This window comes from Streptomyces sp. NPDC055815 (genome assembly GCF_053616475.1).
This window is the reverse complement of sequence record NZ_JBSHDU010000090.1, coordinates 1-22349: the sequence shown is the minus strand read 5'-3', so window position 1 is coordinate 22349 and position 22349 is coordinate 1. Positions and strand designations below refer to the sequence as shown.

At 72.8% G+C, this 22349-nt stretch carries 20 protein-coding genes; 13 read left to right on the top strand and 7 right to left on the bottom strand.

What is annotated here, in order from left to right; all coding sequences use genetic code 11:
- The first annotated feature begins 95 nt into the window (after positions 1–95).
- On the top strand, positions 96–1421 hold the full coding sequence (locus ACWGN5_RS35970) for a sensor histidine kinase (protein WP_453522624.1): 1326 nt from the start codon (positions 96–98) through the stop codon (positions 1419–1421).
- 102 nt (positions 1422–1523) lie between these two features.
- Here ACWGN5_RS35970 and ACWGN5_RS35965 read toward each other — a convergent pair whose 3' ends face one another.
- Positions 1524–2015, bottom strand: a complete 492-nt coding sequence (locus tag ACWGN5_RS35965; protein WP_453522623.1) for an SUKH-3 domain-containing protein — start codon at positions 2013–2015, stop codon at positions 1524–1526.
- A 10-nt stretch (positions 2016–2025) separates the two neighbouring features.
- Complete coding sequence (locus ACWGN5_RS35960) at positions 2026–2538, bottom strand: YwqJ-related putative deaminase (RefSeq protein WP_453522622.1); 513 nt, start codon at positions 2536–2538, stop codon at positions 2026–2028.
- Between the two features lie 281 nt (positions 2539–2819).
- Between ACWGN5_RS35960 and ACWGN5_RS35955 the strand changes: the two genes are divergently transcribed.
- The 3 genes from ACWGN5_RS35955 (at position 2820) to ACWGN5_RS35945 (ending at position 7457) form a co-directional block, all read left to right on the top strand.
- Positions 2820–3818, top strand: coding sequence for an SMI1/KNR4 family protein (locus ACWGN5_RS35955; RefSeq protein ID WP_453522621.1), 999 nt, complete (start codon positions 2820–2822; stop codon positions 3816–3818).
- A 7-nt stretch (positions 3819–3825) separates the two neighbouring features.
- Positions 3826–6363, top strand: coding sequence for an SUKH-4 family immunity protein (locus tag ACWGN5_RS35950; RefSeq protein WP_453522620.1), 2538 nt, complete (start codon positions 3826–3828; stop codon positions 6361–6363).
- A gap of 149 nt (positions 6364–6512) precedes the next feature.
- Positions 6513–7457, top strand: coding sequence for a cellulose-binding protein (locus tag ACWGN5_RS35945; RefSeq protein ID WP_453522619.1), 945 nt, complete (start codon positions 6513–6515; stop codon positions 7455–7457).
- 19 nt (positions 7458–7476) lie between these two features.
- Here the strand turns inward: ACWGN5_RS35945 and ACWGN5_RS35940 are convergent, their stop codons facing one another.
- The gene (locus ACWGN5_RS35940; protein ID WP_453522618.1) at positions 7477–8652 is read right to left on the bottom strand and encodes an MFS transporter; all 1176 of its coding nucleotides are present in this window, start codon (positions 8650–8652) and stop codon (positions 7477–7479) included.
- A 38-nt stretch (positions 8653–8690) separates the two neighbouring features.
- Here ACWGN5_RS35940 and ACWGN5_RS35935 point away from each other — a divergent pair, with 38 nt between their 5' ends.
- From ACWGN5_RS35935 to ACWGN5_RS35925, 3 genes are all read left to right on the top strand, one after another.
- Positions 8691–9290, top strand: coding sequence for a CGNR zinc finger domain-containing protein (locus ACWGN5_RS35935; RefSeq protein WP_453522617.1), 600 nt, complete (start codon positions 8691–8693; stop codon positions 9288–9290).
- 74 nt (positions 9291–9364) lie between these two features.
- The gene (locus ACWGN5_RS35930) at positions 9365–10189 is read left to right on the top strand and encodes an MmyB family transcriptional regulator (RefSeq protein WP_453522616.1); all 825 of its coding nucleotides are present in this window, start codon (positions 9365–9367) and stop codon (positions 10187–10189) included.
- Positions 10180–10563, top strand: a complete 384-nt coding sequence (locus ACWGN5_RS35925; protein WP_453522615.1) for a VOC family protein — start codon at positions 10180–10182, stop codon at positions 10561–10563. Before ACWGN5_RS35930 ends, ACWGN5_RS35925 begins: the two co-directional genes overlap by 10 nt.
- Positions 10564–10597: 34 nt before the next feature.
- Here the strand turns inward: ACWGN5_RS35925 and ACWGN5_RS35920 are convergent, their stop codons facing one another.
- A complete protein-coding gene (locus ACWGN5_RS35920) occupies positions 10598–11443 on the bottom strand; it encodes an ArsR family transcriptional regulator (protein ID WP_453522614.1) in 846 nt (281 codons plus the stop codon).
- A gap of 76 nt (positions 11444–11519) precedes the next feature.
- Between ACWGN5_RS35920 and ACWGN5_RS35915 the strand changes: the two genes are divergently transcribed.
- Both ACWGN5_RS35915 and ACWGN5_RS35910 read left to right on the top strand, forming a co-directional pair.
- Entirely contained in the window at positions 11520–12749 is a 1230-nt protein-coding gene (locus tag ACWGN5_RS35915; RefSeq protein WP_453522613.1) for an MFS transporter, read from the top strand.
- A 45-nt stretch (positions 12750–12794) separates the two neighbouring features.
- A complete protein-coding gene (locus ACWGN5_RS35910; protein ID WP_453522612.1) occupies positions 12795–15074 on the top strand; it encodes an FG-GAP repeat domain-containing protein in 2280 nt (759 codons plus the stop codon).
- A gap of 8 nt (positions 15075–15082) precedes the next feature.
- Here ACWGN5_RS35910 and ACWGN5_RS35905 read toward each other — a convergent pair whose 3' ends face one another.
- On the bottom strand, positions 15083–15553 hold the full coding sequence (locus tag ACWGN5_RS35905; protein ID WP_453522611.1) for an ATP-binding protein: 471 nt from the start codon (positions 15551–15553) through the stop codon (positions 15083–15085).
- Positions 15554–15656: 103 nt separating this feature from the next.
- Here ACWGN5_RS35905 and ACWGN5_RS35900 point away from each other — a divergent pair, with 103 nt between their 5' ends.
- Together ACWGN5_RS35900 and ACWGN5_RS35895 are read left to right on the top strand one after the other, a co-directional pair.
- Positions 15657–16502 (top strand): helix-turn-helix domain-containing protein, encoded by an 846-nt coding sequence (locus tag ACWGN5_RS35900; RefSeq protein ID WP_453522610.1) that lies wholly within the window; start codon positions 15657–15659, stop codon positions 16500–16502.
- Entirely contained in the window at positions 16499–16687 is a 189-nt protein-coding gene (locus ACWGN5_RS35895) for a DUF397 domain-containing protein (protein WP_453522609.1), read from the top strand. Before ACWGN5_RS35900 ends, ACWGN5_RS35895 begins: the two co-directional genes overlap by 4 nt.
- Before the next feature lie 62 nt (positions 16688–16749).
- On the opposite strand, the gene ACWGN5_RS35890 is transcribed toward ACWGN5_RS35895, so the two are convergent.
- The gene (locus ACWGN5_RS35890) at positions 16750–17088 is read right to left on the bottom strand and encodes a hypothetical protein (protein WP_453522608.1); all 339 of its coding nucleotides are present in this window, start codon (positions 17086–17088) and stop codon (positions 16750–16752) included.
- A 70-nt stretch (positions 17089–17158) separates the two neighbouring features.
- A complete protein-coding gene (locus ACWGN5_RS35885; RefSeq protein ID WP_453522607.1) occupies positions 17159–18664 on the bottom strand; it encodes an MFS transporter in 1506 nt (501 codons plus the stop codon).
- A 193-nt stretch (positions 18665–18857) separates the two neighbouring features.
- On the opposite strand from ACWGN5_RS35885, the gene ACWGN5_RS35880 reads away from it, so the two are divergent.
- Positions 18858–19646: an ABC transporter ATP-binding protein gene (locus ACWGN5_RS35880; protein ID WP_453522606.1), complete on the top strand. Its 789-nt coding sequence runs from the start codon at positions 18858–18860 to the stop codon at positions 19644–19646.
- Positions 19643–22225 carry an ABC transporter permease gene (locus ACWGN5_RS35875; protein WP_453522605.1) on the top strand — a complete coding sequence of 861 codons (2583 nt, stop codon included), beginning with the start codon at positions 19643–19645 and terminating at the stop codon, positions 22223–22225. Before ACWGN5_RS35880 ends, ACWGN5_RS35875 begins: the two co-directional genes overlap by 4 nt.
- Positions 22226–22349: the final 124 nt, after the last annotated feature.

The following is a 22349-nucleotide window of genomic DNA, read 5'->3' as shown; positions in this document are numbered from 1 at the left end:
TGCGGACGTCCGGATCGAAAATCTGGGCGATTCAACAGTTCGAGGGACTGGTGTGTGCGGCGTTGACGTGGGGGTCCACCCGTAGGGTGGTGGGTATGACCACAACGGGGGCAGACCGGGACGCCGAGGGCGTCAGGACTTGGTGGTGGTGGGGGAGACGGCGCAGCGCCGTGCTCGACGCGGCGCTCGCGCTCGTGTCCGCGCTGGAGTGCGCCGTCGAGGGCGTCGGCTTCGCCGAGAAGGCTTCGCTGCCCGTGCCGGTGGGCGTGCTGTTCGGGTTGATCGTCGGGTCGACCCTGCTCGTGCGGCGCCGCTGGCCCATCGCCGTCGTCCTCGTGTCGATCGCGGTGGCGCCGGCCGAGATGGGCTTCCTGATGGGGATCGTCGGGCTGTACTCGCTCGCCGCCTCCGAGGTGCCCCGGCGGATCACGGCCGCGCTGGCCGGGATGTCGACGCTGGCAGTGTTCGTCGTGACGTTCGTGCGGATGCGGCAGGACGTCGCCCAGGTCGACCAGGGGTCGCCGGACATCGATCCGAGCGGCTGGTACGTGCCGAGCGTGGCGCTCTTCATGACGCTGGGGCTCAACGCGCCTCCGGTGCTCTTCGGCCTCTACATAGGGGCCCGGCGTCGTCTGATGGAGAGCCTGCGGGAGCGGGCGGACTCGCTGGAGCAGGAGCTGTCGCTGCTTGCGGACCGGGCGGAGCAGCGGGCGCAGTGGGCGCGGCAGGAGGAGCGGACGCGGATCGCCCGGGAGATGCATGACGTGGTGGCGCACCGGGTGTCGCTGATGGTGGTGCACGCGGCGGCGTTGCAGGCGGTGGCGTTGAAGGATCCGCAGAAGGCGGTGCGGAACGCGGCGTTGGTGGGGGACATGGGGCGGCAGGCTCTGAGCGAGTTGCGGGAGATGTTGGGGGTGCTCCGGGAGGGGGCCGCCCCCGCCGCGCCCGCCGCGCCCGCCTCCGTGCCTCTGGCTGCTGTGGGGCGGGCGGCTGCGGCCGCCGCTGAGGCCGCGGCTGATGAGGGGCCGTGTCTGGACGCGGTGGAGGCGTTGTGCGAGCAGTCGCGGCTGGCGGGGGCGGTCGTGGAGCTGGTGGTGCTCGGTGAGGCGCGTCCGTATGCCCCTGAGGTGGAGCGGACGGCGTACCGGGTGGTGCAGGAGGCGTTGACGAACGTCCACAAGCATGCGGCGGGGGCGAAGGTCGTGGTGCGGCTTGCGCATCGGGGCGTGGAGGTCGCGATGCAGGTGGAGAACGGGCCTTCGGACGCGGCGGTGGCGGATGTGGGGCTGCCGAGCGGGGGGAACGGTCTGGTGGGTATGCGGGAGCGGGTGCTGCGGCTCGGGGGTGTGTTCGTGTCGGGGCCCACGGACGCGGGTGGTTTCAAGGTGTCGGCGGTGCTGCCGACGGGTGCCGCGTCGTAGGTCCTGCCGCCCACGGGTTGCCGACGGGGGCCGCGTCGTAGGTCCTGCCGCCGGCGTCTGCCCCGCGACGGTGCGGCGTCAGGGCTGCCCCGCCGCGCGGTCCTACCCCGCCGTGAGGCGGATCGGCTGGGCGCCGGTGATGAGGGTCGAGAGGGCCGTGTCGATGTCCTTGCCGAGGTACCAGTCGCCCGCGTGGTCGAGGCTGTAGACCCGGCCTTCGATGTCCATGGCCAGGACGGCCTGGTGGTCGCCCTCCTCGCCGAGGGGTGCGAGCTCGGTGTCGAGGGCGCGGCCGAGGTCGGCGAGGGTGCGGGAGAGGTGGAGTCCGGCGAGGGGGTCGAAGCGGACGGCGGCGGGTGCTATCTGCCGGCCGTGGCCGGGTGCGGTGATGCGGAGGCCGCCGAATTCGGCCCAGGCTTCGACGGCGGCGGGGAAGACGCTGTGCCGGTGGCCGGCGGGGGAGAGGTGGGCGCGCAGGGTGTCGGCCCATTCTTCGGCGAGCTTGATGTCCCAGCGGCCGGGCTGCCAGCCGGCTTCGCGGAGGGCGGCGTCGACGTTGACCGGGAAGCGGGTGGTGCTGAGGTGGTCGGGCATGTGGGTGCGGTCAGCCGTTCTCGACAGGCGTGGTGGGGTCGACGGTGCGGACGCCGAAGTGGGCGAGCATCGCCGTACAGGAGCGGCAGGGTGCGGCGTAGCTGCCGTGGAGCGGGTCGCCGTCTTCGCGGATGCGCCGGGCGGTGAGCTTGGCGTGTTTGAGGGAGCGGCGGGCTTCGCTGTGGGTGAGCGGCTTGCGCTGGGCGCGTTTGGAGCGGCCGTTCTCGGTGGCGGTGAGGTGCCGGGAGAGGAGGATCGCTTCGGGACATCGTCCGGTGAAGCGTTCCCGCTGGCTGCTGGTGAGGGTGTCGAGGAAGTCCTGGACGAGGGCGTGCAGGACGGGGGGCCGGTCGCCGCGGCCCGCGGTGCACGTGAGGGTTTCGCCGCGGACGGAGAGTGCGGCTCCTACGGTGGGGAGGATTCCGTCTCGGCGGTGACGCAGTAAGGGTGCCCGGCCGGCCTCGGCGCTGCTGCTCCAGTTGAGGCGTGGGTCACCCTGTGTGGGCGTTGTTGCTGTGTGCATGGTGCTGGTCTTCCCCTCCTGCAATCCCCCGAGTTGCGTGGACAGCCTGCCAAATAGGGAGCCATATGGGGAAGCTGGGGCGGCGAAACGGCGCTTCGGTGTGTCGGAATCATGGTGTGGCTGTCATGGCGTCGTGACAGTTGGTCACGGTCGGTCGTCGTCGGTTCGGGTCCGGTTCGGGCTCTTGTGGCAGCGCATAGGCTGTGCGGAATCAGGCTGTGCGGATTCAGCCGGTAGTAGCAGTAGCAGCAGTCAGCGACGCCATGCAGGGGGCAACCGCCATGACGACAGGTCGGCTCGGGCAGGACACCGCGCCACCGAACGCGGCCTACGCCGGGCAGGTCGTGCATTTTCCGGATCCGGTGCGTGCGTCCCGTCACCCCAGAGGGGTACGGGTGGACGAGCACGGTCACCCGGATTTCTCGCCGTACGCGCGCGCGGCGGCGGAGATCGCCGATCCGCCGGAGGGTTTCGGTGTCGATGAGCTGCGGCTGACGGACTACGTGTCGGCGAACGCGGCGATGGCGGCGACGGGGCATGAGCTGTGGGACCAGATTCCGTCGGTGGCGACGCCGCACGGCTGGACGTGGCATCACGTGGCGCGGTCGCGGCGCATGGAGCTGGTTCCGGTCGAGGTGAAGGCGTTGCTGCGTCATCACGGCGGGGTGGCGACGGCGGCGGTGGACCAGTCGAAGCGGGGGACCCGTCCGCTGCAGGAGACCCGGCCGGTGCACTTCGGGCTGCCGAAGGGCGTGGTGTCGGTGTCGGAGCAGCAGTTGCAGGGTGTCGAGGAGGATCTCGGCTATCGGCTGCCGGGGGCGTACCGCACGTTCCTGAAGGCGGCGGGCGGGTGTGCTCCGGTGGGGGCGGCGCTCGACGCGGAGCTGGGGCTTCTGGTGGACCAGCCGTTCTTCACGGTGCGGGAGGAGGCGGGGGTCAATGACCTCGTCTATGTCAACAAGTGTCTGCGTGACCATCTGACGAAGGACTATCTGGGCGTGGCGTTCGTCCAGGGTGGTCTGATCGCGTTGAAGGTGCGGGGTGCGGCGGTCGGCTCGGTGTGGTTCTGCGCGTACGACGATGCGCGGGACTCCGGCGAGGTGGCGGCCGGCTGGACGGTGAACGAGCGGGTGGAGCGGCTGTTGCTGCCCTGTGGTGCGGATTTCGACGCGTTCCTCGGGCGTCTGGCGGGTAATCCGCCGGAGCTGGAGACGGTGGCGAATCTGATGGTGGACGGTGGCTTCGCGCGTGCCGTGCCCGTGGTCCCGGTGGGGGAGTGAGCTGGCTGTGGTGACGTTCGCGCAGGCGCAGGAGCGCGCCGAGGAGTGGATCAACGGCGATCTGCCGTCGTATCAGCACCGTGAGGTGCGGGTGCGGGAGTTCGAGCTGGGTTTCGTGGTGTGGGCGGAGGACCGTGAGGGTGGTCCGACGTCGGACGGCGGGCGTCAGCGGCTCGTGATCGCGCGCACCGGTGAGGCGACGCTGTGGCCGGGGTTGCCGGTGGGTGAGGTGATCCGGCGGTACGAGGAGGAGTACGGGGCGACGGAGGAGGTTCCGGCGCAGGCGGCGGTGCCGGCGGCGCGGATCGATCTGAACCAGACGTCGTTCCTGTTGAGTCCGCCGGAGTGGTTGCAGGACGCGGCGGACAAGATCGGTCTGCCGCGGGAGGAGTCGCACGCCTCGCAGGAGGGCGGGGGTGCGTCGGCGTCGGTGGACGATGCGTCGGACGGCGTGGGGGCGGTGACACCGTCGGCTTCGGTGGCTTCGTCTGCGTCTTCGTCTGCTTCTTCCGCTTCGTCTTCTTCTTCGGAGTCCGCTACGGAGCCGGTTCCGGCTGCCGAGCGTGTTCCGGCGCCGGTGGCCGACGCGTACGAGCCGACGGCGATGGACGGCGTACCGGCGACGCCCGCGACCCCGGCCCCTGCTCCGGCTCCGACTCCGGCTCCGTCGGCTCCCGCTGCCGCGCCCAGTAGCCCGTGGGCGGATGCCAATGCGAGTTCCGGTGGTGCGGACGGGGCGGTGCCGTTGCCCGCGACCGTCTTCGCTCCCCCGTTGTCGGGGACGGACGACGAGGACACGCCGCCGCCGGTGGTGGGTGCGGACGCGCCGACCGCGCTGATGAAGGGCGGCAGTGCGCTGCCCCCGACCGCGATCGCCCCTCGCCTCGACCCGGCGGCACCGGCTCCGGGTGCGGTGCCTTCGGCCCCGCAGGCCCCGCCGGTGTCCGCGCCCCAGCCGTCCCCGGCTCCGGCTCCGGCTCCGGCGCAGGCCGTTCCGGGTACGCCTCCGCCGCCGCCCGCGCCCGTGGCTGCCGGGGACATCGCGGACGCCGCGACGAGCAAGGCGGCGCTGCCGCCGAAGGCCGGGCGGGGTCCGACGCCGCCTCCGCCGCCGGGGGCCCCGGGTGTGCCGGGTGCTTCGCAGGGCTCGAACGCGTACATCCCGACGCAGCTGGTGTCGCAGCTCGGGCCCGACGGGCCCAAGCCGTCGGCGCAGCCGGGGCCGCCCGGTCCGCCGCCTCCGCCGGCCGCGCCGGGTCCCGTGACGCCGCCGCAGCCGGTGCATCACGCGGCGACGATGCTGGCGCATCCGAGCCAGGGTGGTCCTGGCGCGCCTCCGCCGCCTCCGCCGCCGCCGGGTGTGCCGGGTGGCGGTACGCCTCCGGGCGGTGTGGCGCACGCGGCGACGATGCTGGCGCACCCCGGTCCTGGGGGTCTGGGTGGTCCGGGGGCTCCGCCGCCTCCGCCCGCTCCGGCGCCGCCGGTCGGCGGGCACACGCCGCCGCCCGCGCCCGGTCCGGTGGCTCCGGGTGGTCCCGTACCGCCGGCGTACGGCTATCCGCAGCCGACGGGTCAGCCGACGGTCGGGCCCGGCTATCAGGCGGTGCTGCGTTACCGGGCGCCGGACGGTTCCGAGGCGCAGCTCATCCGGCGTTCGGCGCCGGGCACTCCGCATCCGGAGTGGCAGATCCTGCACGAGCTGCGTGCGATGAACGTGCCGCCGCAGCAGGTGCTCGAGCTCCACACGGAGCTGGAGTCCTGCGAGCTGCCGGGTGGTTACTGTGCGCGGATGATCCGGGAGACGTGGCCGCAGGCGCGGATCACGAGCATCGCCCCGTACGGCCGTGATCACGCGGGCCGGCAGCAGGGCATGCGGCAACTGCTCACTCATCAGGGTGAGTTGCATCAGGTCGCGGACGGTCCGGCGCGTCCGGCTCCGGTGCGGGCGCCGCTGCCGCAGGTGCAGCCGGCGCCGCCGGTCCCCCCGGAGGGGATCGCGCAGGAGCTGGCGGGTGCGTTCGGTCCGGGGATCCTGCGTTTCGACCAGCGGGCGGTGTCCCGGCAGGGTGTGCCGGAGGTCGTGGCGCGCACGCTGGTGTGGGCGGGGCTTCCGGCGGACTTCGGGCCGTTCTTCTGGGCGCAGCCGGCGGTTCCGGTGGTGCCGACGCTGGCGGAGCTGGCGGCGCAGCGGCAGGTTGCGGCGGCGCCGGACGCGAGTTCGTATCTGGTGCTCGGTTCGGACTTCGGCCGGGCGATCTGTGTCCAGTACGGGACCGCGCACATCGTGGCGGTGCCGGTGGAGGCCGGTCCGGGCGGGCAGTCGGTGCCGCCGCAGTTCGTGAACACGGGGCTGCCGGAGTTCACGCGGTCGATGGCGTTGCTCGGTCGGATGTGGCGGCTGCGGTTCGGCTTGAACCCGGAGCAGGCGGGCCGTTGGACGGTCGATTTCCAGGCGCAGTTGGCGATGCTGGATCCGGCGGCGCTGTCGTCGCCGGAGAACTGGTGGTCGGTGCTGCTCGAACAGATGTGGGACGGCCTTCTGTAGTCCTTCCGAAGGTTCTCCATAGTCCTTCTGTAGGCAGAATTGAACCGAATGTGACGAAGGGCGCTCGACGTGCGTGCACGTTGGGCGCCTTTTGTCCGTTCTGATGACGCATCCTGGTTGTTCGAGGCCAATGGGAAGGGGCGTCAGGGATGAGTTTCGCCGTCGGACGGGGGCGCGGGTACCGGCCCGAGCAGGTCGACCGCCAGCTCGCCGCGCTCTCCGAGGAGCGCGACGCCGCCTGGGAGCGGGCGGCGCGGCTCACGGTCCTGGCGAAGGAGATGGAGGCGGAGGCCACGGGCCTCCGGCTGGCCGTCAAGCAGCTCGTCCCGCACCGGTACGAGGTCCTCGGCGAGGCCGCGCAGAAGATCCTGGAGCTGGCCGAGCAGGAGGACGAGCGGCTGGTCCGGGCCGCCGAGGCGGAGGCCCAGGCCCTCGCGGAGGCCGCCGAGCAGGCGGCCGGTGAGGCGGCGGAGGCCGCCGCGGCGTACGCGGAGGGCGTGCGGACTGCGGCGGACGCGGCGGCCCGGGCGGCCCTGGAGGAGGCGCGCGGGCGGGCCGAGGAGATGGCGACGATCGCGCGGCGGGACGCGGAGGGGGCGCGGACCGCGGCCCGGGAGGCCTTCGAGGAGACCGTGCGCCGTGCGGAGGCGCTGCGGGCGGAGCAGCGCGCGGAGCAGACGGCGGTACGGGAGGAGTCCGAGCGTACGGCCGAGGCGGAGGCGGCGGCCCTGGACGCCCGCCATGACGAACTGATCGCGGCGGCGGAGGCGGGGCTCGCGGAGGCGCGGCGGGCGCTGGCCGAGACGGAGGAGCGGGCCCGGCACGGCCAGGAGGACGCCGAGGCGCGCGCGGAGGAGCTGCGCGCCGAGGCCAGGGTGACGGCGGAGCGGGTCGAGCGGGAGACGGAGCGGGTGCTGCGGGAGCACGAGGAGGCGCGGGACGAGATCCACTCCCACATGGAGCACATCCGTAACTCGCTGGCCGCGCTGACGGGCCGTCCGACCGCCGCGGAGCCGAAGGACCCGAAGGACCAGGAGGACCCGGAAGGCCCGGAGGAGAAGTCGGCGCAGGAGACCGACGCCGACCCCTCCTAGCCGGTGCGGACCGCGCCGGTCATTCCGAAGTGGCCGGCGGGATCGCGAAGAAGGCCAGTGCCGCCAGGACCGCCGCACACGCGGCGAGTGCCAGAGTGCCGGGAAGGGACCAGGTCGCGAGGGGTCCGGCCGCCGCTGCCCCCAGGGCGAATCCGGTGATCTTCAGGCTGGCGCCGGTGGTGAAGATCTGGCCCCGCAGGTGATCCGGGGCCTCCCGGTGGCGGACGTCGAACAGGGCGGCCAGCTGGGGTCCTTCACCGATCCCCGCGACGAGTACGGCCACGACGAGCGCGACGGGTGACCCCACGGCGGCCAGGGCCATCGCGGCGGCCTGGACCAGGGCACTGGCCCAGATGACCGTGTCGGGGGACAACGCCCGTGGAAACCGGGCGAGTACGGCGTTGGCCAGCAGAGCGGAGACCGCCGTGCAGGAGAGCAGCACCGCGCCCCGGCCGGCTCCGCCCAGCACGCGTTCACCCAGGAGCGGAAGGCACGCCGTCAGCATGCCCTGGGCGGCACAGGAGACGACCGAGCTGAGGGTCGCCCGTGCCAGGGACCGCCGTCCGGCGATGACCCGCATTCCGGCGGCGAGGTCGCCGGCCACCGAGGCCGCCGCAACGCCCGGCGGGCGCCCGGGGCGGGCGGGCAGAGTCCATGCGGCGGGCAGCGCCGAGGTGATGAGCACGACGGAGACCACCACGGCCGTCGGGGCTCCCAGCAGCTCCGCCACGCCACCGGCGAGGGCCGGACCGGCCAGGCTCGCCAGGCTGAACGTCATGGCGTCGAGCGCGTTCGCCCGGGGCAGGCGGTCGCCCGGCACCACGCGCGGAAGCTGGGCCGTCCAGCCGCCCGACAGGGCCGGTCCCAGCAGCCCGGTCACCCCGGCGACCAGGAGGGTGACCGTGAACGGCAAGCGGCCGAGTCCCACGAGGATCACCGCCAGCCCCGCCGCGTACAGGACGAGGGCCCCGGCCAGCAGGCGCCCCGGCCGTCCCGCCCTGTCGAGGAGCACACCGAGCACCGGCCCTCCCACCGCCGCGGAGATCGTGACGGCGGCGAGCAGCGAGGACGCTTCGACGGTCGATCCGGCCAGGGCGAACCCCGCCAGCATCAGCGCCGGTCCTGACATCTCGTCCCCGGCACGAGCGGCCACGGTTCCGGCGAGATAGAGGCGGAGGGGGTAACGCTTTCTCATCGCCGAGACGTTACGGAGGTAACTCAAAACTCGGCAAGATGCGTTACATTCCCCCGGTGCTCTCCCACCGCGACGACTGGTCCACCCGGCACTCCGTACTGGCCACGGCCCGCCGGACCGCCGCCCTGGTCAACGCCCTCGCCGACGACCACCCCGACCCGGCCGAGGTCGCCGCCGTGCTCCGCGCGTACGGCGAGACCGACGCCGTCGACCTCACCATCCGCGACGTGGCCGGGATGGGCACGGCCGCCGCACTCCTGCGGCAGGTCTTCGCCGCCGAGCACGTCGACGACGCCGCAGCCACCCTCAACCGCCTCCTGCGGGACCACACCGGACCGCTCCGTCTGACCTCGCACGGCGGCAGCACCCCCTGGCACCCCCACCTCGACCACGACGACGACGCGCCCTGGGGCGAGTGGCTCCTCGCCTCGTCCTGCATGGCCCTGACCGTCCTCGTCTGGGACCGGCAGCGCCCGCCCGGCAGGATCTGCGCCTCAGCCGGCTGTCAGAACGTCTTCATCACCCTGGGCAGCGGTCCGGAACGCCGCTACTGCTCCCGCCGCTGCGCGACCCGCGAACGCGTCGCGGCCCATCGACGCTCCCACGCCGCCGAGCAGTTGAACGACAGCAGCACGTAGGTGCGGATAATTGCGGTCGATCGAACGGCACATTCCGTCCGCTGCCCGCGCAGCCCGACCGACAGGTACGCCCGATGCGACTCACCGCCGGTGACCGGCGCGCCCTGAAGCACGTCCTGCAGGAGCGTCGTGCCGCGATCGACCCCGTCACCGTGGGGTTCCCCGGCCGGTCGGCCGGCCCCGGCCGACGGGCCGCGGGCCTGAGCCAGGAGCAGATGGACGAACTCCTCAACCGGACCCGGGGCACGTACAACCGGTTCGAGAACGGCCAACTCGTCAATCCCGGCAGTGACTTCCTCGCCGCGGTCGCGAAGACCCTCGGGATGAACGAGCAGGAGTGGACGTTCCTGTGGCGGCTGACCCGCAAGGAGAGCCCGCCCCGGGTGCTGCACTGCACCGCCGGGACCTCCCTGGCCGGGGTCTGGCAGCGGGCGGTCGATCAGGTCCGCGGCGCGCTGGCGTTCCTCAGCGACGCCGAGTGGAACGTCGTCGCCCACAACGCGGAGTTCGGCCGCTTCTTCCCCCGGGGCGAGGCGCCCGCCAACATCATGCGCTGGCTGCTCCTGGAGCCCGAGGCCCGCACCGAGGTCCTGACGCACTGGGAGAGCCAGTGGGCGCCGGCCATGATGCCCCACCTGAAGCACAGCACGGAGCTGCGCCCGGACAATCCCGCGCTCGCCCGCCTCGAACGGGACGTCCTCGACGACCCGGTGGCCGGCCCGCTCTACCGCGCCGCCGCCTCCGTCCCCGTCCCCTTCGTCGACGGCTCCGAACTCCCCGCCCGTCATGCCGTCCACGGCCCCGGGCGGCTCGTCACCTGTCTCGCCGAGCCCGTCACCGCCCCCGGCGCCCGCCTCAACCTCAGCTTCTACGTCCCCGGAGTCCAGCCATGCTCATGAAACTGACGGCGGTCACGCTCGACTGCGCCGACCCCATGGCCCTGGCCGCGTTCTACCACCGGGCCACGGGCATCCCGCTCGCCGACCGGTCCGACGACGAGTTCGCGGGACTGCGCGGCGCGGACGGCGGCCTGTTCCTCGGCTTCCAGCGCGTCGACGGCTACCGGCCGCCGTCCTGGCCGGGCCAGGAGTCCCCGCAGCAGCTCCACCTCGACTTCGACGTCGACGACCTGGACGAGGCCACGGCCCGCCTGGTGGAGTGGGGCGCGACCGTCCCCGCCGAGCAGCCCCGACCGGACCGGTGGCGGGTGGTCCTGGACCCGGCGGGGCACCCGTTCTGCCTGACGATCCCGCGTCCGCCGCGGGACGCCTAGGAAGCCCGTCCGAGCGGCGCCTCGCCGGGAACGCCTAGGAAGCCCGTCCGAGCAGCGCCTCGCCGAGCTCGCTCGCCCGGTAGTACACCTCGCGCCGGTACCGGTGCGAGGTCACCAGGCCCGCGTCCCGCAGCACGGCCAGGTGCTGCGACACCGCGCCGACGCTCAGGCCGGTCTGCTGGGCGAGGCCGGTCGTGGTCGTCGGGGTGCTCGTACGGCCCAGGAGCCCCGCCCTGCTGCGCCCGAGGAGCCGCGCCAGCCCGTCGCCCGGCTCGGCGTTCCGCTCGCACAGGGTGCCGACGGCCCGTACGGGATAGACCAGGCACGGCGCGACGCCGTACCGCGCGGGCAGCAGGACGCAGCGGTTCGTGAAGGCGCTCGGGGCGAGGGTGATCCCGCCGCCGTCCAGGGCGAGGCCCCCGGCCGGGAGGCCGGCCCCGGTGAGCCGGTCCTCCGCCCACCGCAGGCTCGGGTGCAGATGGGCGAAGACCTCCTGGATGCCGTCCTCGGCGAGCTGCCGGGTGCGGTACGCGAGGTCGGCCTCCAGTACGGCCCTGATCCGGGGCCAGTACGGGCGCACCCCGGCCCGCCACCAGGCGAGCAGCGCCTCCCGGTGGCCGGGCGGGGTCAGGGTGAGCTCCTCCTCGATCTCGGCGAGGGGGCAGCGCGGGGGCGGGACGAGGGCTTCGAGATCCGGCAGGTGCGGGATCAGGGCGGTGCGCTCCCGGCCGACGGTCAACGCCGTTTTGATCCAGGGGAGATGGAGGGCGTGGCCGCCCGGGTCGGTGGAGGCGCGCAGGGCGGCGACGGACTCCCAGAGGGGTGACAGGGCGAACCGGAGCTGCGCCAGGTCGTCGACGCCGAACCGTATCTCTCCCACGCGGGCCTCCCGTACGAGCTTTTCGCCCAGACTAAAACAATGGTCGGCGGGGGCCGGCGGTGATGGTGTCGCCGACATGACCACCACCCTTGCACCCCGGCTCATCAGGCTGCCGGACTTCCGCCGGCTGTGGATCGGCGACACCGTGAGCCAGGCCGGTACCGCCGTCACCGTCCTGGCGCTTCCGCTCGTGGCGATCGGGCCGCTCGACGCGACGCCCTTCGAGGCGGGACTCCTGGTGACGTGCGAGTACCTGGGCTTCCTGCTCCTCGGGCTGCCGGCCGGGGCGTGGGTGGACCGGATGCGCCGCCGCCGCGTGATGATCGTGGGAGACCTGGGCCGGGCGGCCCTCCTGGCGACCCTGCCGCTCGCCGCGTGGTTGGACACCCTCATGCTCCCTCATCTCTACGCGGTGGCCTTCGGGTTGTCCGTCTGCACGGCCTTCTTCGACATCGCGTACCAGAGCCACCTCCCCCAACTGGTCGACGAGGAACGCCTCGTGGACGCGAACGTGGCCCTGGAGGCGAGCCGTACGGTCACGGCGGCGGGCGGCCCCGGCGCGGGCGGCGCGCTCGTCGCGGCGGTGACCGCACCGGTGGCGCTGGCCGTCGACGCGGTCAGCTTCCTGGTCTCCGCGCTGCTGCTGTCCCGGATCCGCCGCCCGGACCCCCGTCCGGAGCGGGTCCCCGGGGCGCGGCTGCGGGGCGAGATCGCGGAGGGGCTGCGGTTCGTGTTCCGGGACCGGCTGCTGCGGGCGCTGACGCTGACGGCCGCGATCTCCAACCTGTGCGGCACGATCGGCGCGTCCATGCTCCTGGTCCTGCTGGCGGGGGACCTGGGCCTTTCGCCGTTCCTGTGCGGGCTCGTGTTCACGGCGGAGGCGCTCGGCGGGTTCCTCGGCAGCCTCCTCACCACCCGGATCGCGGCCCGCCTCGGCGAGCGGCCCGCGATGTGCGCGTCGGTGCTGGTGAGCGGGGTGTTGTGGCTGCTCGCGCTGCCGTTCTTCCAGGCGGACGGGCGGTTCGCGGTGGCGTGCGTGCTCCAGGGCCTCGGCTGGACCGCCTTCATGACCTTCAAGATCAGCTCGGTGACCCTCCGCCAGCGCCTCACCCCGGCCCCCCTCCTCGGCCGCGTGACGGCGACGTTCCGCTTCGTGGTCTGGGGCTGCATGCCGCTGGGCGCCCTGGCGGGCGGGCTTGTGGGCCAGTACGCGGGCGTGCGGGCGGCGCTGTGGACGGGGGCGGTGGGGGAACTGCTGGCGGTGGTGCCGTTGTTGCTGGTGATACGGGGGCGGCGGGAGGGGTGACCTGGGGAGCGGCTAACGTCATCCCTTCACGGAGGGAACCCCTACATGAACCACGCACGCGCGCGTGGCCGCCGACTCGCGGCCGCCGCCGTCACCATCGTCATCGCCGCCACGGGCGGCACGCTCAGCGCCATACCGGCCACCGCCGCGCCGGCCGCCGCGCAGGAGGCCCAGCAGACCACTGTGCCGTTCCCGCGCAACGCGGACGTCGTCGGCGCGGGCCCGAGCGGCTTCCTGTCGAAGACCCGCGGCAGCACGCCCGAGTTCCGCTGGACCTGGTACGCGGACGGCTCGTCGGTCGTCCTGCCCGGCGCCACCGCCGCCTCCGCCGCCGGAGCCTCGGACCTCGTCGTCACCGTCGACCGGTCCGCCCCGGTCGCGGGCCGCGTGGTGCGCGTCTACGACCTGTCGACGCCCGCCACGACTGCCCCTGCCCCGCAGGAGGTGAACCTCGACACGCTCGGTACCGGCTACTTCTTCGAGGGCCTGGCCGGCACCACCCTGCTCCTCGGGAAACGAGAGGCAGACGGCGTGAAGCAGTACGCCGCCACGCTCGACGGCGGCACCCCGAAGCCCAGGTGGGTGGCCGGATCCGCCGGATTCGACTGCTACGAAGGCCGTGAGGGCTGGACCGACACCGGTTCCGCGCTGTACGAGTGCCGCCTCGACCAGACCGGGACGGAGGTCAAGGTCCTCGTCGACCTCGCCACGGACTCGACGCGCTGGTACTCCCAGACCACGGACGAGTGGGCCCGGGACGGCGCCGTCTCCGCCACGCACGTGGCCTGGCGGGAGGCGCGGATGTCGGGAGGCACCTCCGTCCACGGGATCGTCGCCTACCGGCGCGGCACCACCGACGAGCTGTGGATCCCGTCGGACGACGACCTGTCCGACCCGGTGTACCTGGTCGGCGGCTGGATGGCGTCCGGCCAGAAGGCCCACATCGAGTCCTCCACCTACGCGCCCGGCGGGGACAACCCGACGAAGCGGCCGTTCACCGTCCAGTCCGTCGAGACCGGAGAGAAGGCCGTCCTCCTCACCGCGTTCTCCTCCGCCGTCACCGGCCCCGGCGGCAGCCTCCTCGTGCGCGGTGGCACCCCCGAGCAGGGCGAGGGCCTCTACCGGATCTCGCCGCGCGCCGACGGCGGCCGCCCGGACGTCGAACTCGTCGCCTCCACACGGCAGTCGACCGTCCTCACCCTCACCGGCTCCGTCACCCCGAAGACGCTCACCGGCGACGAGGTCGCGCGCGGATTCGACTTCAGCTGGGACCTGTCCCGGGCGGACAGCGAGGTGTGGCTGACCCTGACCCACGTGCCCAGCGGTCAGACGGTGTCCGGCGGATGGTCCGCCCAGGACGGCCCCGCAGTCGGGACCCCGCGCCGGATCACCTGGCACTGGGACGGCAAGGACCTGGAGAGCCGGGACTGGGCGCGCCCCGCCCGCAACGGCGAGTACGAGTGGAAGCTCACCGCCCGCCCGGACGAGGGCATCGGCCCGGAGCTGGTCACCACCGGCCGGTTCACCGTGACCCGCCCCGCCGCACCGCACGACTACGACGACGACGGCACGGCCGACCTCCTCGTCCGGGACCCCGAGGGTGTCCTGTGGCGCTTCGGCACCCGGCCCACCGCCCCCGGTGGCTCCCTGGCGGACACCGGCGCCTCGCGGGTCGGCAGCGGCTGGGGCACGTACGACCGGATGGAGAGCGTCGGGAACATCGCGGGCTCGACCGCCCCCGACGTCGTCGCCCGGGACCGCGACGGCGTCCTCTGGCTCTACCGGGGCACCGGTGACCGGGACAAGCCGCTCGCGGGCCGTACGAAGATCGGCGCGGGCTGGCAGGCCTACAACGAGCTGGCGGGCGGCAGCGACCTGACCGGCGACGGCCGGGCGGACCTGGTCGCGACCGACAAGGCGGGCGACCTGTACCTGTACAAGGGCACGGGCTCGGCCACCGCGCCGTTCGCGGCCCGCAAGAAGATCGGCGGCGGCTGGGGCGTCTACAACCAGCTGACCGCCACCGGGAACCTCGCCGGCGGCCCGGCCGGAGACCTCCTCGCCCGTGACAAGGCCGGGGTCCTCTGGCTGTACCTCGGCAAGGGCGACGGCACCTTCGCCGCCCGCACGAAGGTCGGCTCCGGGTGGGGTGGCTTCACCGGCCTCACCGCCGTCGGTGACGCCAACGGCGACGGTCGCGCCGACCTGATCGCCTCGAACGGCGACGAGACCTTCTACGCGGGCACGGGCGACTGGTCGGCTCCCTTCAAGCGCGGTGTGTCCGTGTCCCTGACACAGGACTCGTTCTACAACTCCGTCTTCTAGCCCGCCCCTCAGGTGAGGGCGCACTCCGCCCACACCGTCTTCCCCGGCGCCCGGAGCCTCGGGCACCACCCCCACCGGTCGGCGAGCGCCTCGACGAGGAGCAACCCCCGGCCGCCTTCCAGGAGTTCCGGCTCCGGAAGGCGGCCGGGACGGGGCGGTACGCGCTCCGCCCGCGTGTCGGTCACCTCGATCCGCGCGACGTCCGCGAGCCGCAGCGACAGGTGGAAGTCCCGCCCCGGCACGTGCCCGTGCCGCACCGCGTTCGCCGCCAGTTCGGCCGCGACCAGCACGACGGTCTCGTGCGCCCCGGTCCCGTACGGGACACCCCACTCGTCCAGCCGAACGGCGACGAGCCGGCGCGCGAGCCGTGCGCCCCGGGGCGTGGAGGTGAACCGCAGGGAGAAGATCCGGCTGCCCAAGTAAGGCGAGACGCCCGAGAGTTGGGTGGTGCCGGTGGGGCTGTCGTTGTTGCTCGTCATACCTCCCAAGCTCCTCTTGGTGGCGTAGCGTGACCAGTGGTGACGCACTGACGCGACTGCCTTGTACGTGTCGTGTCGGGCCCGGTACGAGAGGTGGGGCGCGTTGGCGGAGGAAGAGCCCGAGGCCGAGGTGGGCCAGGCGGCGGACAAGTCCGGCAAGGGTGTGGTGGCGGCGTTCGGGCAGAGCCTGAAGACGCTGCGGGTGCGGGCGAAGATGGAACGGGAGGAGCTGGGCAAGCGGCTGGGCTACTCGGCGTCGACGATCGCCTCGTTTGAACAGGGGCGGCGGATCCCGCCGCCGAGGGCGATCGACCGCTCCGACGAGGTGCTGGACGCGGGCGGGCTGCTGACGGTCTGGAAGGACCAGCTGGAGAAGGCGCAGTACCCGGCGTTCTTCCAGGGGATGGCGCAGTTGGAGAAGCAGGCGGTGGAGCTGCTCGCGTACGACACCCTGGCGGTCAAGGGACTGTTGCAGACCGAGGAGTACATGCGGGCGGTGCTCAGCAACCGGCGTCCGCCGCTCGACGCCGAGACCATAGAGCAGCGAGTGACCGCCCGGTTGGCCCGACAGGACATCTTCGACCGACGCCCCGCGCCCTTCCTCAGCTTCGTCATGTGCGAGTCGGTGCTGCGGCGGAAGGTCGGCGGCAGGGAGGTACTGCGCGGGCAACTGGAGCAGCTCATCCTCATCGGCCAGCGACGGAACGTCGAGATCCAGGTCATGCCGCTCGACTGCGAGGACAACGCGGGCCTGGAAGGGCCGTTCACGGTCGTCACCCGCGAGGACGGCAAGAGGTTCGTGTACGCCGAAGCCCAGAGCACCAGTGCCATGGAGACCGACACCAAGCAGACCGTTCTCGCCGCAGCCCGCTATGGGATCATCCGGTCGCAGGCTCTCAGCCCGCGAGAGTCACTGGAGTTCATCGAGAAACTGTTGGGAGAGCTATGAACAGCGCGGAGTCCCTCGCCTGGTTCAAGAGCAGTTACAGCGGCGGTGACGGCGGCGACTGCGTCGAGGTCGCGGCCGGCGCGGGAGCCGTGCACGTCCGGGACTCCAAGGACGTGGCCCGGCCGGGCCTGCGGGTCTCGCGTGAGGCGTGGGCCGGGTTCGTCGGGCTCGCCTCGGCGGAGTAGTACAACCGCTGCTTGTACGCGCGAGAGCCCTGCTGTCCGAGCCGGACGGCAGGGCTCTCCGGCTAGAACGCGCAGACCAGAAGGCCGATCGCGGTCGTGCAGGTCGCGAGGCCCGTGACGAGGGCGCGGGTCGGGACGGACAGGCGGCGGACGGCGGGCGTGCGGAACAGGGCGATCGGTACGGCCGCGATGGTGAGGCAGATCAGCACCCAGCCCAGCGGGATCCCGTCGGTCGGCCCTCTGTCCGCCTCGGCCCACATCGCCACGAACCCCGTGAACCCGAGCAGCAGGAGGGCGACCGTCCACAGCACGGCCGCCACCACGGTGACGGCGGTCCCACGGTGAGGTGGGGGCGCCGGGCGGGCGGGGCCGTAGAGCGTCGCGTACGTGTCGGGGTTCATGCCCCCATCGTCGGGGCCGGTGCGCCGCCCGGGCATGGGCGCGCGTGCTCATCTCCCGGCGGACGCGTACTCAGTCCTCCTCCTTGAGGACCGGGAAGCGGCGGGGCGCCAGCGTGAGGAGGGCCAGGAGCGCGAGGGCCGCCGCGCCGGCCGCGCCGAGGTAGACCCAGTCCACCGCCGCGTCGACCGCTCGGCGGATCGCGTCGGTGGAGGTCAGTGCGCGGGCCAGGGTGTCGAGGTCCGTGTCCGCGCCGAGGCGGGCGGCGAGGACGCCGTTGGCGATCGCGCCGAAGAGGGCGGCGCCGACGCTCTGGCCGACCTGGCGGCAGAAGAGGACCGAGGCCGTCGTCGTGCCGCGCTCCTCGTACGGGACGGTGGACTGCACTCCGACGATCAGCGGCAGCTGGAAGAGGCCGAGGGCTCCGCCGAGCAGCAGCATCAGGAGGGCGGGCTGCCAGGGTTGGCCGGGGAACGGCAGGAAGGGGAACGCCAGCAGGAGGAGCAGGGCCAGGGAGATGCCGAGGACCGCCGTGAGGCGGAAGCCGATGCGGGTGTAGACCCGGTTCGAGAGCGCGGCCGTGAGGGGCCAGCTCAGGGTCCAGGAGGACAGGACGAAGCCGGCGGCTATCGGGCCCAGGCCGAGGACGGACTGCGCGTACGTCGGCAGGAAGACCGTCGGGGCGACCATCAGCAGGCCGAGGGCGCCGAGGGCGAGGTTGACGGCGGCGATCGTGCGGCGGCGCCAGACCCAGCCGGGGATGATCGGCTCGGCCGCGCGCCGTTCGATGAGGACGGTGAGCGCGGCGAGGGCGGCGGCTCCGCCGAGGAGGCCGAGGGACGGGGCCGAGAGCCAGGGCCAGGCGACGCCGCCCTGGACGAGCGCGGTGATGAGTACGGCTCCGGTGGCGAAGATCGCGAGGGCGCCGGCCCAGTCGATGCGGACGCGGGCGCGGGGTGCGGTGCGGGCGGGTTCGACCAGGTGGCGGGCGATGAGCCAGAGGGCGAGCAGGCCGACGGGCAGGTTGATGAGGAAGATCCAGCGCCAGTCGGCGTAGCCGGCGAGGAGGCCGCCGAGGGCGGGTCCTGCGATCGAGGACGCGGCCCAGACGGAGGAGAGCCGGGCCTGGATCTTCGGGCGTTCCTTCAGGGGGTACAGGTCGGCGGCGATGGTCTGGACGGTGCCCTGGAGCGCCCCGCCGCCGAGGCCCTGGACGACGCGGAAGGCGATCAGGGAGGGCATGTTCCAGGCGACGGCGCACAGGACGGAGCCGATGAGGAAGAGGACGGTTCCGGCGATGAGGACGGGCTTGCGGCCGAAGGTGTCGCTGAGCTTCCCGTACACGGGCAGGGTGACGGTGACGGCGAGCAGGTAGCCGGAGAAGAGCCAGGAGAAGACGGAGAGCCCGCCGAGGTCGCCCACGATCTGGGGCACGGCGGTGGACACGATGGTCCCGTCGAGCGCGGCGAGCCCCATGGCGAGCATCAGGGCGATGACCACGGGGCCTCGGGGTCCGGGGCGGGGGGCGGTCGCCGGTGCGGGGCCTGCTCCGGCCCGGGTCGTCGACGGCTCTGTCACCGCGCCCCCTTCCTTTCTTCATACACCTAAATGTGCGCGAGTCAGGGTCTCACTCCACCTGCGGGTGGGGAACCCCTAAGGGCTTCTCCCCCATGCGGGCCAGGGGTCGTTCGTACCGGCGGAGGACGAGAAGTGCCGTTCGCGCTTCTTAACTTGAACTTACAAACCCACCCACCGCTTCAAGGAGAAATCCGTGACTTCGGCTGTGACCATCCCCAGGCACGGGGGTACTGGCGAGGGGACGGCCGTCGCGGCGCGGGCGCGGCAGGTCGTGAAGGCGTACGGCTCCGGGGAGACCCGGGTCGTCGCCCTCGACTCCGTCGACGTGGACATCGCCCGCGGGCAGTTCACCGCGATCATGGGACCCTCGGGTTCCGGCAAGTCGACCCTGATGCACTGCCTCGCCGGGCTCGACACCGTCACCAGCGGGCAGATCTTCCTCGACGAGACCGAGATCACCGGCCTCAAGGACAAGAAGCTCACCCGGCTGCGCCGGGACCGGATCGGCTTCATCTTCCAGGCGTTCAACCTGCTGCCCACCCTGAACGCCATCGAGAACATCACGCTGCCGATGGACATCGCCGGGCGCAAGCCGGACGCCGAGTGGCTGCGACGGGTCGTCGACACCGTCGGGCTCTCCGAGCGGCTCAAGCACCGGCCGAACCAGCTCTCCGGCGGCCAGCAGCAGCGCGTGGCCGTCGCCCGTGCGCTCGCCGCCCGGCCGGAGATCATCTTCGGTGACGAGCCGACCGGAAACCTCGACTCGCGGGCCGGTGCCGAGGTCCTCGGCTTCCTCCGCTCCTCCGTGGACGAGCTGGGCCAGACCATCGTCATGGTCACGCACGACCCCGTCGCCGCCTCCTACGCGGACCGGGTGCTCTACCTCGCCGACGGGCGGATCGTGGACGAGATGGAGCGGCCCACCGCCGACGCCGTACTCGACCGCATGAAGGACTTCGACGCGCGCGGGCGGACGTCATGACCGTCCTCAAGACCTCGCTGCGCAACTTCCTCGCGCACAAGGGCCGCATGGCGCTCTCCGCCGTCGCCGTCCTCCTCTCCGTCGCGTTCGTCAGTGGGACGCTGGTCTTCACCGACACCATGAACACGACGTTCGACAAGCTCTTCGCGTCGACCGCCTCCGATGTCACCGTCAGCCCGAAGGGCGCGGGCGGCAACGACGAGACCCCGCAGAACGGCCGCCCCGAGACCCTGTCCGCCTCGCTCGTCGAGCGGGTCAGGAAGGCCGAGGGCGTCAAGGACGCGCAGGGCTCGGTCACCTCCCTGAGCGTCACCGTCGTCGACGCGAAGAACAAGAACGTCGGCCCCACCGGCGGCGCGCCGACCATCGCCGTCAACTGGGGCCCCTACGAGCTCCGTTCGGTCGAGCTGGCCTCCGGCCACGAACCGCGTGGTCCCACCGACGTCGTCGTCGACTCCGGCACCGCCGAGAAGCACCACCTGAAGATCGGCGACACCCTGCGCACGATCGCCGTCACCGGCGACCACAGCGCGAAGATCTCCGGCATCGTCGAGTTCAAGGTCACCAACCCCGGCGCCACCGTCGTCTACTTCGACACCGCCACCGCGCAGCGCGAACTCCTCGGCAAGGAAGGCCTGTTCACCCAGGTCATGGTCGACGCGAAGCCCGGTGTGAGCGACGAGGCCCTCAAGGCGGACGTGGCCGCCGCCCTCGGCGCCGACGCCGCGCACTACAAGCTGCACACCGCCGCCGAGGTCGCCGACGCGGGCCGCGAGGACGTCGCCGGCTTCCTCGACGTCATGAAGTACGCCATGCTCGGCTTCGCCGGGATCGCCTTCCTCGTCGGCATCTTCCTCATCGTCAACACCTTCTCCATGCTGGTCGCCCAGCGCACCCGCGAGATCGGCCTCATGCGGGCCATCGGATCGAGCCGCGAGCAGGTGAACCGTTCCGTCCTCGTCGAGGCGGTCCTCCTCGGCCTCGTCGGCTCGATCGCCGGCGTCGCCGCGGGCGTCGGCCTCGCCGTCGGGCTCATGAAGCTCATGTCCTCGATGGGCATGGAACTCTCCACCCGCGACCTCACGATCGCCTGGACGACCCCGGCCGTCGGCCTCGCCCTCGGCATCGTCGTCACCGTCCTCGCCGCGTACATCCCCGCCCGCCGGGCCGGGAAGGTCTCCCCGATGGCCGCCCTCCGTGACGCGGGCACCCCCGCCGACGGCAAGGCCGGACGGGTACGGGGCGTGCTCGGGCTCCTCCTCACCGCCGCCGGAGCGGCCGCCCTGGTGGCGGCGGCCCGCGCCGAGGAGGCCGGACCCGGCTCCCTCTGGCTCGGCCTCGGCGTCGTCCTCTCCCTCCTCGGCTTCGTCGTCGTCGGCCCGCTCCTCGCCGGAGTCGTCGTCCGCGTCCTCGGCGCCGTCGTCCTGCGGATCTTCGGGCCCGTCGGCCGGATGGCCGAACGCAACGCGCTCCGCAACCCGCGCCGCACCGGCGCCACCGCCGCCGCCCTGATGATCGGCCTCGCGCTCGTCGCCGGCCTGTCCGTCGTCGGCTCCTCGATGGTCGCCTCGGCCACCGAGGAACTCGACCGCTCCGTCGGCGCCGACTACATCGTGCAGTCCGCCACCGGGCAGCCGATCGTGCCGCAGGCGCAGTCCGCGCTGGAGAAGACCCCCGGCCTGGACCACGTCACCGAGTACAAGTGGGTCGACGCGAAGGTCACCGACCCGCGGGGCAGGACCACCACGGCCGACCTGGCCGCCACCGACCCCACGTACGTGAAGGACCTGCGCCGCGAGGTCACCGCGGGCACCCTCACCGACGCGTACGGCGAGAACGCCATGTCCGTCGGCAGCGACTACGCCACCGAGCACGGCGTGAAGGTCGGCGACGTCCTGACCCTCGCCTTCAAGGGCGGCGACACGGTCAAGCTGAAGGTCGCGGCGATCACCGCGGACACCGGGCAGGTCGACAAGGGGGCGATGTACACGAACGTGTCCACCGTCGCCCGCCACCTGCCGGCCGAGCGGGTGCCGAACAGCCTCCTCATCCTGGCCAGCGCCAAGGACGGGCAGGAGGACGCGGCGTACCAGGCGCTCAAGGACGCGCTCGCGCCGTACCCGCAGTACAAGGTCAGCAACCAGGCCGACTACAAGGAAGAGCTGCAGAACCAGGTCGGTCAGCTGCTCAACATCGTGTACGGGCTCCTCGCGCTCGCGATCGTCGTCGCGGTCCTCGGCGTCGTGAACACCCTCGCCCTCTCGGTGGTCGAGCGGACCCGCGAGATCGGCCTCATGCGGGCCATCGGGCTCTCGCGGCGGCAGCTGCGGCGCATGATCCGCCTGGAGTCGGTGGTCATCGCCCTCTTCGGCGCGCTGCTCGGCCTGGGGCTCGGCATGGGCTGGGGCACGGCCGCGCAGAAGCTCCTCGCCCTCGAAGGCCTCGGGGTCCTGGAGATCCCGTGGCCGACGATCGTGACGGTCTTCATCGGCTCGGCGTTCGTGGGACTGTTCGCGGCGCTGGTCCCCGCGTTCCGTGCGGGCCGCATGAACGTCCTGAACGCGATCGCGAGCGAGTAGGGGGGCTCTGGGCCCCGCGCCCCGCGCCGTGTGGGCAATCGTCCCGCTGGGGCGGGACGGGTGGGCACACGGGACGGCGCCCTCCGCGGCGCCTCCGCCTTCCGAGCCTGGACCCGCACCACGA